The organism is Micrococcus sp. KRD096 (assembly GCF_017168495.1).
GTDB classification, from domain to species: Bacteria; Actinomycetota; Actinomycetes; order Actinomycetales; family Micrococcaceae; genus Micrococcus; species Micrococcus luteus.
In genome coordinates this window covers 111,667-127,246 of record NZ_JABFAY010000018.1, presented here as the reverse complement: position 1 = coordinate 127,246, position 15,580 = coordinate 111,667, and the positions used below count along the sequence as shown (strand labels likewise).

14 protein-coding genes and 1 tRNA gene are annotated in these 15,580 nt (G+C 73.4%); 11 read left to right on the top strand and 4 right to left on the bottom strand.

Annotated elements, in window-relative coordinates; translation table 11 throughout:
- Positions 1-18 precede the first annotated feature (18 nt).
- On the bottom strand, positions 19-615 hold the full coding sequence (locus tag J1M41_RS09445) for an ANTAR domain-containing response regulator (protein WP_010078752.1): 597 nt from the start codon (positions 613-615) through the stop codon (positions 19-21).
- Between the two features lie 176 nt (positions 616-791).
- On the opposite strand from J1M41_RS09445, the gene J1M41_RS09440 reads away from it, so the two are divergent.
- The 8 genes from J1M41_RS09440 (at position 792) to J1M41_RS09410 (ending at position 7,071) form a co-directional block, all read left to right on the top strand.
- Positions 792-873 (top strand) — tRNA-Leu (locus tag J1M41_RS09440).
- A gap of 70 nt (positions 874-943) precedes the next feature.
- The gene (locus tag J1M41_RS12095) at positions 944-2,809 is read left to right on the top strand and encodes a proton-conducting transporter membrane subunit (protein WP_342214095.1); all 1,866 of its coding nucleotides are present in this window, start codon (positions 944-946) and stop codon (positions 2,807-2,809) included.
- Positions 2,737-3,831: a hydrogen gas-evolving membrane-bound hydrogenase subunit E gene (gene mbhE / locus J1M41_RS12090; RefSeq protein ID WP_241247895.1), complete on the top strand. Its 1,095-nt coding sequence runs from the start codon at positions 2,737-2,739 to the stop codon at positions 3,829-3,831. The genes J1M41_RS12095 and mbhE overlap by 73 nt, the downstream gene beginning before the upstream one ends.
- On the top strand, positions 3,828-4,259 hold the full coding sequence (locus J1M41_RS09430) for a cation:proton antiporter subunit C (RefSeq protein ID WP_010078750.1): 432 nt from the start codon (positions 3,828-3,830) through the stop codon (positions 4,257-4,259). Before mbhE ends, J1M41_RS09430 begins: the two co-directional genes overlap by 4 nt.
- The gene (locus tag J1M41_RS09425; RefSeq protein ID WP_010078749.1) at positions 4,256-5,926 is read left to right on the top strand and encodes a monovalent cation/H+ antiporter subunit D family protein; all 1,671 of its coding nucleotides are present in this window, start codon (positions 4,256-4,258) and stop codon (positions 5,924-5,926) included. The genes J1M41_RS09430 and J1M41_RS09425 overlap by 4 nt, the downstream gene beginning before the upstream one ends.
- A 38-nt stretch (positions 5,927-5,964) precedes the next feature.
- Positions 5,965-6,399, top strand: coding sequence for a Na+/H+ antiporter subunit E (locus tag J1M41_RS09420; RefSeq protein ID WP_010078748.1), 435 nt, complete (start codon positions 5,965-5,967; stop codon positions 6,397-6,399).
- Positions 6,396-6,680 carry a monovalent cation/H+ antiporter complex subunit F gene (locus J1M41_RS09415; protein ID WP_010078747.1) on the top strand — a complete coding sequence of 95 codons (285 nt, stop codon included), beginning with the start codon at positions 6,396-6,398 and terminating at the stop codon, positions 6,678-6,680. The genes J1M41_RS09420 and J1M41_RS09415 overlap by 4 nt, the downstream gene beginning before the upstream one ends.
- A 13-nt stretch (positions 6,681-6,693) precedes the next feature.
- A complete protein-coding gene (locus tag J1M41_RS09410) occupies positions 6,694-7,071 on the top strand; it encodes a monovalent cation/H(+) antiporter subunit G (RefSeq protein ID WP_010078746.1) in 378 nt (125 codons plus the stop codon).
- 31 nt (positions 7,072-7,102) lie between these two features.
- On the opposite strand, the gene J1M41_RS09405 is transcribed toward J1M41_RS09410, so the two are convergent.
- Positions 7,103-7,621, bottom strand: coding sequence for a PaaI family thioesterase (locus J1M41_RS09405; RefSeq protein ID WP_155933120.1), 519 nt, complete (start codon positions 7,619-7,621; stop codon positions 7,103-7,105).
- Positions 7,622-7,688: 67 nt separating this feature from the next.
- Between J1M41_RS09405 and polA the strand changes: the two genes are divergently transcribed.
- From polA to rpsA, 3 genes are all read left to right on the top strand, one after another.
- On the top strand, positions 7,689-10,502 hold the full coding sequence (gene polA, locus J1M41_RS09400; RefSeq protein ID WP_206451631.1) for a DNA polymerase I: 2,814 nt from the start codon (positions 7,689-7,691) through the stop codon (positions 10,500-10,502).
- A complete protein-coding gene (locus tag J1M41_RS09395; RefSeq protein ID WP_155933116.1) occupies positions 10,486-11,859 on the top strand; it encodes a GNAT family N-acetyltransferase in 1,374 nt (457 codons plus the stop codon). The genes polA and J1M41_RS09395 overlap by 17 nt, the downstream gene beginning before the upstream one ends.
- A gap of 142 nt (positions 11,860-12,001) precedes the next feature.
- Complete coding sequence (gene rpsA, locus J1M41_RS09390; RefSeq protein WP_036315338.1) at positions 12,002-13,459, top strand: 30S ribosomal protein S1; 1,458 nt, start codon at positions 12,002-12,004, stop codon at positions 13,457-13,459.
- A 135-nt stretch (positions 13,460-13,594) separates the two neighbouring features.
- On the opposite strand, the gene J1M41_RS09385 is transcribed toward rpsA, so the two are convergent.
- On the bottom strand, positions 13,595-14,812 hold the full coding sequence (locus tag J1M41_RS09385; RefSeq protein WP_230260433.1) for a methyltransferase: 1,218 nt from the start codon (positions 14,810-14,812) through the stop codon (positions 13,595-13,597).
- Positions 14,805-15,506: a YigZ family protein gene (locus J1M41_RS09380; RefSeq protein WP_041102704.1), complete on the bottom strand. Its 702-nt coding sequence runs from the start codon at positions 15,504-15,506 to the stop codon at positions 14,805-14,807. The genes J1M41_RS09385 and J1M41_RS09380 overlap by 8 nt, the downstream gene beginning before the upstream one ends.
- Positions 15,507-15,580 lie beyond the last annotated feature (74 nt).

Sequence of the window (15,580 nt, the reverse complement as noted above, 5' to 3'; positions counted from 1 at the left end):
CGAGCGCGCGGGCGCCGCTCAGCCGACCTGGTCGATGACGGCCTGCGCGACCTCCCGCATGGTCAGGCGCCGGTCCATGGAGGTCTTCTGGATCCAGCGGAAGGACTCGGCCTCGGTCAGGCGCATCCGCTCCTGGAGCAGCGCCTTGGCCCGGTCCACGATCTTGCGGGTCTCCAGGCGGTCGCCCAGGTCCCGCACCTCGGCCTCGAGGCTGCGCAGCTCGTCGAAGCGGGCCACGGCCAGTTCGATGGCGGGGACCAGGTCGGCCTCGGTGAAGGGCTTGACCACGTAGGCCATGGCCCCGGCCGTCCGGGCGCGCTCCACCAGCTCGCGCTGGCTGAAGGCGGTCAGCATGACCACGGGGGCGAGCCGTTCCCCGGCGATCTCGCCGGCGGCCGCGATGCCGTCCATCACGGGCATCTTCACGTCCATCACCACGATGTCCGGGCGGTGCTCGCGCACGGCCTCGACGGCGGCGCGGCCGTCGCCGGCCTCGGCGACCACCCGGTATCCCGCCCCGGTGAGCACCTCCACCAGGTCGAGGCGGATCAGGGTCTCGTCCTCGGCGACGACGGCCCGCAGGCCGGTCTCCTCGGGAGGCGTCAGCGTGGACACGGCAGCTCCTTCGTGCGGGCCGGGACGGCGTCGGTGTGGCGCCGCTGGTGGTCCACCAGGCTACCGTGCGCCATGGGCGCGGCGCGGGCGCGGCGGCGGGGACCGCCCGCCGGAAGGCCGGGGACGCCGGGTCGGGGCGCTGATAGGGTGATCGAGTCCCGCCTCCGGGCGGCACTGCCCGAATGGTGAAATCGGTAGACACGCCGCACTCAAAATGCGGTGCCGAGAGGCGTGTGGGTTCGAGTCCCACTTCGGGCACCGTCGGCGCGCGGCCACCCGTCGTGTGCGCCGTGTCCGTGACCGATCGACCCGAGCTGAGTGGTGTCCTGTGCTCCTGACCAGTCTCCTGCTGACCCTCCTCTCGGTGGTGGCGGCCGTTCCGGCCTCCCGCGTGCTGGGCAGGGATGCGGGCTGGGTCCTGGCCGCACCCCTGCTCGCCGCGGCCGGCGTGCTGATCGCGGCGTGGACGGGCGACGTCCGGACGGAGCACCATCCGTGGATCCCCGCGGTCGGGGTGGACCTCGACCTCCGGCTGAACGGCCTGGCCCTGGTGTTCGCCATGATCGTCCTCGTCATCGGCGCCGCGATCCTCGCCTACTCCAGCCGGTACCTCAGCCGGGACCGCACGGAGAGCCGACCCGGCTCCTTCTACCTGCTGATGACCGCGTTCGCGGCGTCGATGCTGCTGCTGGTGCTCGCCGACAACATCGTGGTCCTCTTCGTTGCGTGGGAGTTCACCTCCTTCACCTCCTTCTTCCTCATCGGGCGCTCGGGGGACCATGCCCGCGACCCCGCGATCCGGACCCTGCTCGTGACCGTGGGCGGCGGCCTCGCGCTGCTGGCCGCCGTCGCCCTCATGGCCGTGCGGACCGGCACTGCCTCGCTGTCCGGGGTGTTGGCCTCGGACGTGTGGTCCGAGGCGGGCTTCACCACCACGGTCGCCGTCCTGCTGGCGGTGGCCGCGTTCACCAAGTCCGCCCAGTTCCCGTTCCAGGCGTGGCTGCCGGACTCCATGGTGGCCATCTCCCCGGTCTCCGCCTACCTGCACGCCGCGGCGATGGTCAAGGCCGGCATCTTCCTGCTGCTGGTGTTCAGCCCGGTCCTGGCCGGGAACCCGGTGTGGTCCGCGCTGTTGATCGGCTCGGGCCTCATCACGGCCCTGCTGGGCGCCGTCTCCGCGATCCGTCGCCACGACCTCAAAGGTCTGCTGGCCTACTCCACGATGAGCCAGTTGGGCCTGCTGGTGACCGCCATCGGCATCGGCACCCCCGTCGCGCTTACCGCGGCGATCGTGCACACCGTGGCGCACGCGCTGTTCAAGTCGGCGCTGTTCATGCTGATCGGCGTGGTCGACCACGAGGCCGGCACCCGCGACCTGCGAGAGCTCGCGGCCCGCCACGTGCGCATGCCGGTCACCGGCACGGCGATCGCCGTCGCCGCCCTGTCGATGGCGGGCATCCCGCCGCTGTTCGGCTTCATCTCCAAGGAGGGCCTGGTCGAGGCCGCTCTCGGGACCCCCGGTCCCGCATGGCTCCCCGTCCTCGTCACCGCCGGCATCGCCCTGACCTCCGTGTTCACCGTGGCCTACTCCGGCCGTCTCGTGCTCGGCGCCCTGGGCCTCTGGGGTCCAAGCCCGGACGGGGCCGCCCATTCGTGGCCGACCGGCCGGGAGGACGAGGTCCACGAGGCTCCTGCCACCTTCTGGGGCGTGCCCGTGCTGGCCGCGGCCGCGGGCGTGGCCCTGGGCCTGCTGCCCGGTGTGCTGGACACCCCCGTCTCATACGCGGCCGAGGCCGCCTCCGGCGCGGAGGTGCACGCGCACCTGGCGCTGTGGCACGGCGTGAACACGGCCCTGCTCGTCTCCGCCGCCATCATCGTGCTCGGTCTGCTGCTGGTGGCCTTGCGCCGCCCGGTGGAGCGCGTGGCCTCCCACGCCGCCCTGCCGTTCTCCGCCCTGGATGCGGTGGACGAGGTTCGGCACCGGCTGATCGGCGTCGGCGCGGTCGTCTCGCGCGCCTCCGGCACCCTGGCTCCCCGCCCCCACCTCCTCATCCCCACCTCCTCATCCCCGCCCTGGTCCTGGGGCTCCTCGCCGTGGCCGGTGTCGCCACGATCGAGGATTTGCCCGCCGTCGTCGGCCAGCCCTCGCGCTGGCACGACTGGGTGCTGGTCGTCCTGGTGGGTGCCGGCGTGATCGCCACCATCCGCGCCAAGACGCGCATCGCCGCCATGGTGGTGGTCGGCGTCGTAGGGTTCGGCATGACCCTGTGGTTCCTCACCCTCGGCGCCGTGGACGTGGCCCTGACCCAGCTGATGGTCGAGGTGCTCACGGTGTGCGTCATGGTGCTGCTGCTGCGCCGCCTGCCCGCCCGCTTCAGCGACGAGCCGACCCCGCGCAGGATGCAGGCGGTCCTCGCCGCCTCCGTCGCCGGCGTCGCCGCGACCCTGGGCGTGCTCGCGTTCACCGGCCGCTCCAGCATGTCGGAGATCGCCCACTTCTACCTGACCCAGAGCTATGCCCAGGCTGGGGGGACCAACGTGGTGAACGTGATCCTCGTGGACTTCCGCGCCGTGGACACGTGGGGCGAGATGACCGTGCTCGGGGCGACGGCGCTGACCATCGCGGCCCTGTTGCTCAACCGTCGGCCGACGCCTCCACAGCCCTCCGCCGTGGACATGCGCTCCCCACTCGCCCACGTGCGCGAGAACCTCGTCCACATCCGGGTGTTCGGCCGTGTCTTCGGCGTGCTGATCATCCTGCTGTCCGCGTTCCTGCTGCTGCGCGGGCACTACGAGCCCGGCGGCGGCTTCATCGCCGCACTGGTCGCCGGTGCCGGCTACGCCCTGCTCTACCTGGCCGCCGACTCGGACACGGCCCCGGAGTTGCGGTGGCCGTACCTGGCCTTCATCGGCTCGGGCATCGCCGTCGGCACCGCGACGGGGATCGTCGGTTACCTCACCGGCAAGGGCTTCCTCGGAGCCGCGGGAGTGAAGGTCCTGGACTACGGGCTCTCCACCACGCTCGCGTTCGACATGGGCGTGTACCTGGCCGTGATCGGCCTGATCGTGGCCGCGTTCTCCCTGCTCGGCCCCGAGCGGCCGGGTGAGGACCCGCTCCGCGCCTCGAGCCGTGACCCCGGCGTCGCGCCGGCGGCCCCGTCCTCCGATCCCTCGGCCCCGACCACCACGACTGCACGAGAGGAGGTCACCCGATGACCGTCGCCCTTACCGTGGGACTTCTGACCTTCGGCGCGTTCTACCTGTTCTCCAAGCGCGAGTTGCTGCGCGTGATCCTCGGCATGGTCCTGCTGGGCCACGCCGCCAACCTGGCCATCATCGCCGCGGGCGGCACCGACCGCCGCGGGCTGCCCTTCGCGGGGACCTCAGACGTCGAGGTGCAGGCCGATGCCCTGCCGCAGGCCTTCGTCCTGACCGCTATCGTGATCGCCTTCGCGATCACCGTGCTGCTGCTCGCGCTGGCCGTCACCGGGCGCGCGGACGACGCGGTGGCCTCGCCGGGGGAGACCCGCGACTCCCTGGAGCAGGCCGCCGCCGACGCACGCTTCCCGCGCGAGGAGCGGCACGCCGCGGCCGGCCGGATCGCGCAGCACTACGCCGGCCAGGGCCCGGAGGTGCGTCGATGAGCGCCGTCCCGCTGGGCCAGCTGCTGCCCCTCTTCGCCGCCGTCCCGCTGCTGTCCGCCGGTCTGCTCGTGCTGGCGGGGGAGCGTCCCCGCCTCCACCGGGCAGTCCTGTTCGCGGTGCTCGGACTCGTCACCACCGGCGGGCTGGCCCTGGGCGTCCACGCCCTCGACGGGTCCGTGCTCGCCACCTCGCTGGGCGGCTGGCCCGGGGGCATCGGGATCGGCTTCGCAGCGGACATGCTGTCCGCCCTGATGCTCGTGCTCACGAGCGCCCTCACGATCGTGGGCGCGGCGTTCGCCTACGGCTCCCGCGTCGCTAACTCCCAGTTCTTCGCCCCGCTGCTCCTGATCCTCATCGGCGGAGTCAACGGCGCCCTGCTGACGGCGGACCTGTTCAACCTGTTCGTGTTCATCGAGGTCATGTTGGTGCCCAGCTACGGCCTCTACGTCCTCTCCGCCAACCGCCGTGAGCCCCTGCGCCGAGTGGACGGGGCGCGGCTGTACGTCACCCTCAACCTGCTAACCTCCACGATCCTCCTGGTCGGCGTCGGCTTCGTCTACGGGCTGACCGGCTCGGTGAACCTCGCGATGCTCGCCGGGTCCGCCGCGGCGGACCCACGCATCGCGATCGCCGCGGGCATGGTGCTGTTCGCACTGTCCATCAAGGCCTCGGTGGCCCCGCTGCACGGCTGGCTGGCCTGGGCGTACTCCTCGACCTCCCCGGCGGTGACGGCCCTCTTCGCCGCCCTGCACACCAAGGTCGCCGTGTACGGGCTCTACCGGATCTACTCCGTCATGTACGACGGCGATGCGCGTCTGCTGCCGCTCATCCTGGTCCTGTCCCTCGCCACCCTCGTGGTGGGTGCGCTCGCCTCGGTCGGTGAGCACGGTGTGCGCGCCGTGTTGTCGTGGCAGATGGTGAGCGGCATCGGCGGCATCCTCGTCGGACTCGGGCTCTCCACGCGCCTGGGTCTCGCGGCGGGCCTGTTCTACCTCGTGCACCACATGGTGGCGATGGGCTGCCTCCTGATGGCGGCCGGCGCGATCGAGGTGCGCTACGGCACCGGCCGTCTCGCGGACCTGCAGGGCCTGGCCCGGCGCGAGCCGCTGATCGCCGTCGCCTTCTTCGTGGGCCTGCTCTCCCTGGTCGGCATCCCGCCCTTCTCCGGGTTCGTGGGCAAGCTCATGCTCGTCAGCGCCGGCCTGGACGCCGGCCGCGGTGTCACCGCTGCGCTGGTGCTGGGCGCCTCCCTGGTGAGCCTGTGGGCTCTGCTGCGGGTGTGGGACGCCTGGTTCTGGGGCGCTCCGACGGCCCCACACGGGCACCGCGAGCGCCTGGCCACCGCGGCCATGCCCATCGTGGGCCGGGCGGGCTCCGTGCCGTCGCCCTCCGGCCGCGGCTCGAGCACCGACCACGAGCGCACCGAGTCGTGGGCCTCGCAGGAAACCCTCGATCCGCCCACGGGCGTGCTGCCGGTGACCGTGGATCCGGACGAGGACGTCACGCGCTCCCGCATCCCAGGCCGGCTGGCCGCCCCCGCCGTCGTCCTAGCTATGGCCACCCTCGCCCTCGGGCTCGGCGGTCAGGCCCTGTGGACCGTCACCGACCTCGCGGCTCAGGGCCTGATGGACCCCAGCAGGTACATCGAGGCGGTGCTCAACCCATGAGCACCGCACTCCCGCAGCCTCCGGAAGGAGACGCCCCCATGCACACCGTCGCCCCCGCCGACGGGACCGTCGACCTGGCGCCCGGCACGGCCTCCGCCGTGTCCTGGCCTTGGCGGTGGCTCGTGTTCTGGTGCTGGTACGCGTGGGCCCTGGTGACCTCTTCGAAGGCGGTCATCAAGGACCTCGTCACCCCCGGCGTCCAGGCGCGCTCGGGCATCGCCCGCGTGCGCAGCAACTGCCGCACGGACGCCGAGGTCACCCTGCTCTCGGCGCTGATCACCCTGACGCCCGGCACGTTGACGCTGGGCACCCGGCGTGCCGGCGCCGTCGGTGACGAGGACGGTGACCCGGACGCGCGGCGCCTGCTCTACGTGCACGGCCTGTACGCTGACGACGCCGACGCCCTGCGCGCGGAGATCCACGACATGGAGGCGCGCATGCTCCACGCGATGCGGAAGACGGGGGTGGCATGATGCCCTTCGCCTACGACTGGTCCCTGGTGGGGATCGACCTGGCCATCGCGCTGCTGACCGTGTCGGCGCTCGTGTCCGCGTACCGGATCGTGGTGGGCCCGCTCGACGCGGACCGCGCGGTCTCGGGCGACCTGCTCACGTTCAGCGTGCTCGGGATGCTCGTGCTGTTCGGCGTCCGGGCGGACAACCCGTGGACGTTCGACTTGGTCCTGATCGCCGCGGTCGTGGCCTTCCTGTCCGGCATGTCCCTGGCCCGCGCGCTCACGCGCGGCAAGCGTTGAGGAGGTCGCACCCGTGGACGTCGTCCTGACCGCCGCCGGCTCCGTGCTCGTGGTGATCGGAGCCCTTGCGTTCGTCACCGCGGGACTCGGTCTGATCCGGTTCCCCGACCCCTACACCCGCGTCTCCGCCGTGGGCACCGCCGGCGGCGTCGGGATGATCCTGATCGTGGTGGGCGCCCTGCTACTGGCCCCGGGGGTGGCCGCGTTCGTGAAGGTGGCCCTGATCGTGGTGCTGCAGCTGGGCTCGGCCTCGGTGGCCACCATGGCCCTGGGCCGCTCGGCCTACCTCACTGGGGTGCCCATGAATCCGGGGCACTACGACGAGCTCGCCGAGGATACCCCCGGCCGCGAGGGTGGCCGAGCGGCCCCGCGCCTTCCGGACATGGACTGAGGCACGGGCCGGCCCGCCCGGGCGGCGTGCCTCAGCGCGCGTCGAGGAGCATGTTCGTCATGCGCACGGTCGAGAGCCGCCGGCCCTGCCCGTCCGTCATCACCACCTCATGGGTGACGAGGGTGCCGCCCAGGTGGACGGCGGTCGCGGTGCCGGTCACGAGGCCCGAGCGGACGGCCCGGTGGTGCGTGGCGCTGATCTCGACCCCGACGACGTTGCGGTCCGGCCCGGCGTGGATCTTCGCGGCCATCGAGCCCAGGGACTCGGCGAGGACGAGGTGGGCGCCGCCGTGCAGCAGCCCGACGGGCTGCTCGTTGCCTGCCACGGGCAGGGTGGCGACGGCGCGCTCGGCCGTGAGCTCGAGGAAGCGCAGGCCCATCTTCTGGGCCAGGGGGCTGATCGCCGCGCCGCCGAGCGCGGCGACGAGCTCGGGCGTCAGACCGGCCTCGGCGCAGGCCGCCGCCAGCTCGGCGGGGCTCAGCTCGGGGGTGACGCCGGGGCGGTACACGCGCTCGGAGGCGGCGGGGGTGGTCTCGGTGTGCTCACTCATGAGCACTAGGCTGGCACACGCGACCGGCGCGCCCCGCGCCGCGCGCCGAGAGGAGACGTGAGCACCCATGGCGGCAGATCCGACCCCAGAGGCCCCGCAGCGGCTGCTGGTCCTGGACGGGCACTCGATGGCGTTCCGCGCGTTCTACGCGCTGCCCGCCGAGAACTTCGCCACGGACACGGGCCAGCACACAAACGCCGTGTACGGCTTCACCGCCATGCTCCTGACCATGATCCGGCAGCAGCGGCCCACGCACGTGGCCGTGGCGTTCGACCTCTCCGGGCCCACGTTCCGCTCCGAGGAGTACGGTGAGTACAAGGCCGGCCGCTCCGAGACGCCCGCGGAGTTCGCGGGCCAGATCGAGCTGACCGTGAAGGTCATGGAGGCCCTGGGCATCCCCACGCTCACGCTGGAGGGCTACGAGGCCGACGACATCGTGGCCACGCTGTCCGCGCGCGCCGAGGAGGCGGGGTGGGAGGCCGTCGTCGTCTCCGGTGACCGGGACGCGTTCCAGCTCATCTCCGAGCGCACCACCGTGCTCTACCCCAAGAAGGGCGTCTCCGACATCCCGCCGATGGATGCGGACGCCGTCATGGCCAAGTACGGGGTCGCCCCCGCCCAGTACCCCGAGCTCGCGGCCCTCGTCGGCGAGGCCGCGGACAACCTGCCCGGAGTGCCCGGCGTCGGCCCCGGGTTCGCCGCGAAGTGGCTGAAGCAGTACGGGGACCTCGACGGCGTGCTCGCGCACGCGCACGAGATCACGGGCAAGAAGGGGGAGGCGCTGCGCGAGCATCTCGAGGACGTGCGCCGCAACCGCCGCCTCAACGCCCTCGTGCGCGACCTCGACCTGCCGATCGGGCTCGAGGCGATGCGGCTCGAGATGCCGGAGCGCGAGCCCGTGGAGGAGCTGTTCGACGCGTTGCAGTTCAACCGCATCCGGGAGCGCGTGTTCGAGGTGTTCGGTGAGCGGGTGGGCGAGGACGCGCCGCCCCCCGAGGTCGAGGCCGCCCCGGAGTTCACCGAGGCGACGACGGCCGAGGACGTGCGATCCTTCCTCGCCGCCGAGGCCGGCAACCTGCTCGGCGTCCACGTGGACGTCGAGGGCCCGGCCCTGCTGCCCCGCCGCAAGGTGCCCGTGCCCGGCACGTTCGGCACGCCCGTCGGCGTCGCGCTGGTGGGCGAGCACGCGGGCCTGCACGTCACCCTCGACGGCGACGCCCCGGACCCGGCGCTGGTGGCCGCCGTGCGCGAGGCCCTGGGCGAGGGCGGACTGGCCAAGGCCGTGCACGACCTCAAGCGCACGCTCAAGGCGCTGGCCGCGCCCACCGAGGGGGACGGGCTCGGCCGGGACGCGGCCCTGGACGGCGTGGTGGACGACGTGCTGCTTTCGGCCTACCTGATCCAGCCGGACCGGCGGGACACCTCGCTCGAGGCGCTGGCGGAGGCGCATCTGCACACCCCCCTCACCGCCCCGCGCGAGCCCGCGCAGCAGCGGGCGCAGGGGACGTTCGACCTCGACGGGGGTCAGGCCGCCGCCGAACGCGCGGACCGCGCCGCGGACGCCGTGAGGGCCGCCTGGGTGGTGCGCCGTCTCTCCACCCAGTTCACGCCCCAGGTGCTCGACCGCGGGGCCCAGCGGCTGCTGCAGGAGCTCGAGATCCCGCTCTCGCGGCTGCTCGCCCGGATGGAGCTGACCGGCATCGCCGTCGACGTCGACGCCCTGACCGGCCTGCGCGAGGACTTCACCGACGCCGCCGACGCCGCCAAGGAGTCCGCGTGGGCGTCCGTCGCGGAGGAGACCGGCGGGATGCAGGTCAACCTCGGCTCGCCCAAGCAGCTGCAGGAGGTGCTGTTCGAGCGGCTCAACATGCCGCGCACGCGCAAGACGAAGACCGGCTACTCCACGGACGTGGACTCGCTGCAGGACCTGCTCGAGCAGACCCGGCACCCGTTCCTCGAGAACCTGATGGCCCACCGTGACGCCACGAAGCTCCGGCAGACCGTGGAGGGGCTGCTCGAGACCGTCGCCCCGGACGGCCGCATCCACACCACCTACTCGCAGACCGCCGCCGCCACGGGCCGGCTGTCTTCGCTGCACCCGAACCTCCAGAACATCCCGGTGCGCACCGAGGCGGGCCGCCGCATCCGTGAGGTGTTCGTGGCGGACGAGGTGGCCGGCGAGCAGGCCGTGCTGCTCTCGGCCGACTACTCCCAGATCGAGATGCGCATCATGGCGCACCTGTCCGAGGACGAGGGGCTGATCCAGGCCTTCCGCGAGGGCGAGGACCTGCACTCGTTCGTCGGCTCGCAGGTGTTCGGCGTGGACCCGGACGACGTCACCGCCGAGCAGCGCGCCAAGGTGAAGGCGATGAGCTACGGCCTGGCCTACGGGCTGTCCTCCTTCGGGCTGTCCAAGCAGCTGAAGATCTCGGTGGACGAGGCGCGCGGCCTCATGAAGGGCTACTTCGACCGCTTCGGCGGCGTGCGCGACTACCTGCGCGACGTCGTCGCGCAGGCCCGACAGGACGGGTACACCTCGACGATCGAGGGGCGCCGCCGCTACCTCCCGGACCTCAGCTCGGACAACCGTCAGCTGCGGGACATGGCCGAGCGCGCCGCGCTCAACGCCCCCATCCAGGGCTCGGCCGCGGACATCATCAAGCGCGCGATGCTCGACGTGCAGGCCGGCCTCGAGGAGCACGGGCTGGCCTCGCGCCTGCTGCTGCAGGTCCACGACGAGCTCATCCTCGAGGTCCCGGCCGCCGAGCTCGAGAAGGCCACGGCGCTCCTGAAGGAGCGGATGGGCCGGGCCGCCGAGCTCTCCGTGCCGCTCGACGTGCACGTCGGCCAGGGAAGGAGCTGGCATGACGCCGCACACTGACGCGCCGGAGGGTCCGTCGCTGCGGCGGCTGGCCGACGCCGCCGAGGACCGGCTCGGCGAGCACGGCCTCGCGCTGCGCGACCTCGGGGTCCTCGGCCCCGAGGACCCCGCCGCATCGCACTTCGCGGCCGCGGTCGAACGGGGCTTCTACGAGACGGTGCCCACGGGCGCCGCGCTCCGCCAGCAGCTCGAGGCCCACGCGGCCGACGGACGGCGCCGGCTCGGCGTCTACGCGCCGGGGGACGACCCGGCGGCCCGCCGCCCCGCCGCCACCTTCGAGGACTTCGTGCAGCCGCTGACCACGTCGCCCGGCCGCACCGTCGACGCCTGGCTGATCACCGACGTGACCGTCTCGCCGGACGCCCGCCGGCGCGGCGTGCTGCGGGCCATGATGCTCAGGTCCCTCGCGGACGCCCGCGACGCCGGCCTGTGCGCGGCCGCCCTGACCGCGACCGAGGCCGCCATCTACGGCCGCTTCGGCTTCGGGGCCGCCACCCGGTGGCACGCCGTGCGGATCGACGTCTCGGGCGCCCCCGCGTTCACGGGCGCCCCGGCCGGCGGGCGGGTCACGGTCGAGGAGCCGCGGGAGATCCCCGGCCTCGTGGACGAGCTGTACGGGCGGGTGCTGCCGGCCACCCCGGGCTCGGTCCAGCGGACCTCGTTCAGCGTGCCTCGCTGGGAGGACCGCGAGGCGAGTCGGAACGAGGGGCGCGGCTCGGGGCTGTACGCGGCGGTCCACCGCGACGACGACGGGCGGGTCCAGGGCGTCGCGCTGTATCGGTTCGAGGGCTGGGAGAAGGAGCCGCCCACGATCACCGTCACCGCGTTCCTCGCGGCGACCGCCGACGCGCGGCGCGGGCTCGTCCACCACCTGGCCCGACTGGACCTGGTCGAGCGGATCGAGTGGGGCCGCGCCCCCGAGCCCGGCTGGCTCGAGGCGCTCTTCGTCGACGAGCGGCGGGTGAGCCGGCACCGCGGCTCCGACGACCTGTACCTGCGGGTCCTGAACCTGCCCGCCGCCATGGCGGCCCGTGGCTGGGCGGGCGACGGGGAGGTCGTCGTCGCCGTCGAGGACGCGCTCGGCGCGATCGACGGGACGTGGCGGCTCACCGTCCGCCAGGGGCGCGGCGCCGCCGAGCGGCTGGGCCCCGCGGCCGACGCCGTGGGCCTGGGCGCGGGACTCCGGCTCGACGCGGCCCGGTTCTCCGCGCTCTGGCTCGGCGGGCACTCCCGCGGGGCCGGCGCCGCGGTGCTGGCGGAGGCCGGTGTCGTGGCGGAGCTGCGGGCCGGCGCGGCGGAGGCGTTCGACGGGCTTGTGCGACCCAGCCGACCCCTGCACACCCTCGTCGGCTTCTGATACGCTGGACGAGCACATTCGTGCGCGTTTGATACATGTCCATCACGACCCACGCCGGGTGGGGCCCCTCTGGTGCCCGCATGCCGCCCACCGGCGGCATCGATCCCGACGTGACCCCCGATCCCAACGGAGTCCCTCCTACATGACCACCACTTCCAACGCCCCGCAGGTCGCCATCAACGACATCGGCTCTGCCGAGGACCTGCTCGCCGCCATCGACGCGACCATCAAGTACTTCAACGATGGCGACCTCGTCGAGGGCACCGTCGTCAAGGTGGACCGCGACGAGGTCCTGCTCGACATCGGCTACAAGACCGAGGGCGTCATCCCGTCCCGCGAGCTGTCCATCAAGCACGACGTGGACCCGGACGAGGTCGTGGCCGTGGGCGACACCGTCGAGGCCCTGGTCCTCACCAAGGAGGACAAGGAGGGTCGCCTGATCCTCTCGAAGAAGCGCGCCCAGTACGAGCGCGCCTGGGGCGACATCGAGAAGATCAAGGAGGAGGACGGCGTCGTCGAGGGCACCGTCATCGAGGTGGTCAAGGGCGGCCTCATCCTCGACATCGGCCTGCGCGGCTTCCTCCCGGCCTCCCTCGTGGAGATGCGCCGCGTGCGCGACCTGGCCCCCTACATCGGCCAGAAGCTCGAGGCGAAGATCATCGAGCTGGACAAGAACCGCAACAACGTGGTCCTGTCCCGCCGCGCCTGGCTCGAGCAGACCCAGTCCGAGGTCCGCTCCAACTTCCTCCACAAGCTGGAGAAGGGCCAGGTCCGCAACGGCACCGTGTCCTCCATCGTCAACTTCGGCGCCTTCGTGGACCTGGGCGGCGTGGACGGCCTCGTGCACGTCTCCGAGCTGTCCTGGAAGCACATCGACCACCCGTCCGAGGTCGTCGAGGTGGGCCAGGAGGTCACCGTCGAGGTCCTCGAGGTGGACATGGACCGCGAGCGTGTCTCCCTGTCGCTGAAGGCGACCCAGGAGGACCCGTGGCAGCTCTTCGCCCGCACCCACGCCCTCGGCCAGGTCGTGCCGGGCAAGGTCACCAAGCTCGTGCCGTTCGGTGCGTTCGTCCGCGTGGAGGACGGCATCGAGGGCCTCGTGCACATCTCGGAGCTGGCCTCGCGCCACATCGACACCGCCGAGCAGGTCGTGTCGGTCAACGACGAGCTGTTCGTCAAGGTCATCGACATCGACCTCGAGCGTCGCCGCATCTCCCTGTCCCTCAAGCAGGCCAACGAGGGCGTGGACCCCGAGGGCACCGAGTTCGACCCGGCGCTCTACGGCATGGCCGCGGAGTACGACGAGGAGGGCAACTACAAGTACCCCGAGGGCTTCGACGTCGAGACCAACGAGTGGATGGAGGGCTTCGAGACCGAGCGCGCCGCCTGGGAGCAGCAGTACGCCGACGCTCAGGCCCGCTGGGAGGCCCACAAGGAGCAGGTGCGCCGCTCCCTCCAGGAGGAGGCCACCGCCGGCGCCGACGCCGGTGCGGGCCTGGGCGGCTCGTCCTACTCCTCCGAGGCCCCGTCCTCGGACGGAGGCACCCTGGCCTCCGACGAGGCCCTCGCCGCCCTGCGCGAGAAGCTCACCGGCAACTGATCGCCGCGGTGCGTGACCGTCCCTGACGGCCCGCGCCGAGCACCCGACGCCCCGTCCCTCCCTCCGGAGGGGCGGGGCGTCGTCGCGTCCCGGGGGGCTGGCCGTGGGGGAGCGGACGGGACCCGACGGCCGCGCTCAGCGGCGCTCGGAGACCGTCACGGTGAACGTGCGGTCGCGCGCCGTCTGCCGGGTCGGCCCGACGAGGTCCTCCAGCACCGGCCGGTACCGCAGGTGCGAGTTCCAGACGCACCACAGCCGGCCGCCCGGCTCCAGCACCCGCGCCGCGGCCGCCACCAGCCGGTGGGCCACGGAGGGGTCCACGGCGTTGCCGTCGTGGAACGGGGGATTCAGGAGCACGCACTCCTCCGTCCCGTCCGGCCACGTGGCCAGGGCGTCGTCGCGCACGGCCCGGACGCGGTCCGCCACGCGGTTCGCGCGGGCCGTGGCCAGCGTCGAGGCCACCGCCACGGCGGACTGGTCGGTGGCCAGCACGGTGACGTGCGGCCACAGCCGCGCCGCCCCGACCGAGAGCAGCCCGTTGCCGCAGCCCAGGTCCACGACGCGCCCGGGCGGGCGCGGGTCGTCGGCGAGCGAGGCGAGCAGCAGACGGGAGCCCGGGTCGGCGGCGGCACCACCGAAGGCGCCGGCGTGGGCCACCAGATGCAGGCTCCCCACGCCGGGGACGTCGCGGTCGGCCTCCTCCGGTGGCCGGGGGGTCACGCCGGGACGCGGGCCCCGGGCCGTGAGCACGCGCGCCTTGCGGCGGCCCCGTCCGGCGACGACGTCCTCGAAGGCCGCGCCGAGCACCGCGTTCATGCGCGGGCTCATGTGCTTGTCGCGGCCGCCGGCCAGCAGGACCACGCCGGGGTCGGCCGCGGCTGCGACGATCCGGGACAGCCGGTCGAGCTCGTCGAGCGAGCGGGGCAGCGGCAGCAGGACCGTCCGGGCTCCCCGGGCCGCGTCCTCGGGCGTGGCCGTTCGCTCGAGCTCGCCCGCCTCCCCGCCGAGGCGACCGGCGGCGCGCCACGCGGCGAGGTTCGCGTCCAGCGAGCGCTCGGCGGAGGCGTCGTCCTGGTGGATCCGCACGTCGTGGCCGGCCGTGAGCAGGGGCAGGGTCAGCGCGCCGTGCCGGTCCTCCAGGACGGCCACCGGGCCGGGGACGTGCCCGCTCGCGATCCACCCGGCCAGGGTGTCGAGCAGGAGCAGGTCCGCCGCGTCGTGGGCCTGGCGGTCGGGCTCGGTCGGCAGCGGCCACCGATCCAGCGCCGCGAAGTCCACGCCCGCGGTGAGGTCGTCCGGCAGCCCGCCACGGGCGACATCGGGGGTGACCCCCCGGGGCAACGGCTCACTCATGGTCCACCCAGTCCTCTCCGATCCGTTCCGCACGCCCCGCGCCGGCCGTGACGTCCGCGAGCCGCGCCGCGAACGCCGCGCGGGCCTCCTCGGTGTCCGGCACGCCGACCGTCAGGCGGACCGCCGCGGCGCCGTAGCTCGCTTCCAGCACCGACACGCCCGCCGCGCGCAGCTCGTTCTCCCACCGGCCGGCGTCGGTGTGGGGCGCCTCCACCGCGAGCAGGGCCAGCCGGGAGCGGGTGCGCAGCGGGGCGGCGTCGAGTGCCCCGGACACCGAGTCCGAGTAGGCGCGCACCAGGCCCCCGGCGCCCAGCTTGATCCCCCCGAACCAGCGCACGACGACGGCGCACACGTCCGTCAGGTCGGTCCGGCCCGGCGCGGTCTCGCGCTGGAGGACGGCCTCGAGCATGGGGACGCCGGCCGTGCCGGCGGGCTCGCCGTCGTCGCTGGAGCGCATCCGGTCCCGGGCGGGGCCGAGGACGAACGCGCTGCACACGTGCCGCGCGTCGTGGTGCCGGCGCCGCAGGACGGCGACCATCTCGCGCGCCTGCGCCTCGTCCTCGACGCGCCCGAGGTAGGTGAGGAAGCGGCTGCGGCGGATCTCCACCTCCCGTTCCAGCCAGCCGTCGGGGTCGCGGGCGGACGCCGGCAGGACCGTGCAGCGCGCGGTCGGGGCGGGGGCGGGATCGGGCATGACCCCACCCTAGGGGCTGGCCGAGGACGGGCACGCCGTCGAGCCCGGACGTGAGCTTCGGTACAGTGGAAGAC

Excerpts from the sequence above, each read along its gene's own strand:
- J1M41_RS09420 (WP_010078748.1), top strand. The coding sequence starts at position 5,965 with ATGCACACCGTCGCCCCCGCCGACGGGACCGTCGACCTGGCGCCCGGC.
- J1M41_RS09430 (WP_010078750.1), top strand. The coding sequence starts at position 3,828 with ATGACCGTCGCCCTTACCGTGGGACTTCTGACCTTCGGCGCGTTCTAC.
- J1M41_RS09415 (WP_010078747.1), top strand. The coding sequence starts at position 6,396 with ATGATGCCCTTCGCCTACGACTGGTCCCTGGTGGGGATCGACCTGGCC.
- J1M41_RS09405 (WP_155933120.1), bottom strand. The coding sequence starts at position 7,621 with ATGAGTGAGCACACCGAGACCACCCCCGCCGCCTCCGAGCGCGTGTAC.
- rpsA (WP_036315338.1), top strand. The coding sequence starts at position 12,002 with ATGACCACCACTTCCAACGCCCCGCAGGTCGCCATCAACGACATCGGC.
- J1M41_RS09425 (WP_010078749.1), top strand. The coding sequence starts at position 4,256 with ATGAGCGCCGTCCCGCTGGGCCAGCTGCTGCCCCTCTTCGCCGCCGTC.
- J1M41_RS09385 (WP_230260433.1), bottom strand. The coding sequence starts at position 14,812 with ATGAGTGAGCCGTTGCCCCGGGGGGTCACCCCCGATGTCGCCCGTGGC.
- J1M41_RS09380 (WP_041102704.1), bottom strand. The coding sequence starts at position 15,506 with ATGCCCGATCCCGCCCCCGCCCCGACCGCGCGCTGCACGGTCCTGCCG.
- J1M41_RS09395 (WP_155933116.1), top strand. The coding sequence starts at position 10,486 with ATGACGCCGCACACTGACGCGCCGGAGGGTCCGTCGCTGCGGCGGCTG.
- polA (WP_206451631.1), top strand. The coding sequence starts at position 7,689 with ATGGCGGCAGATCCGACCCCAGAGGCCCCGCAGCGGCTGCTGGTCCTG.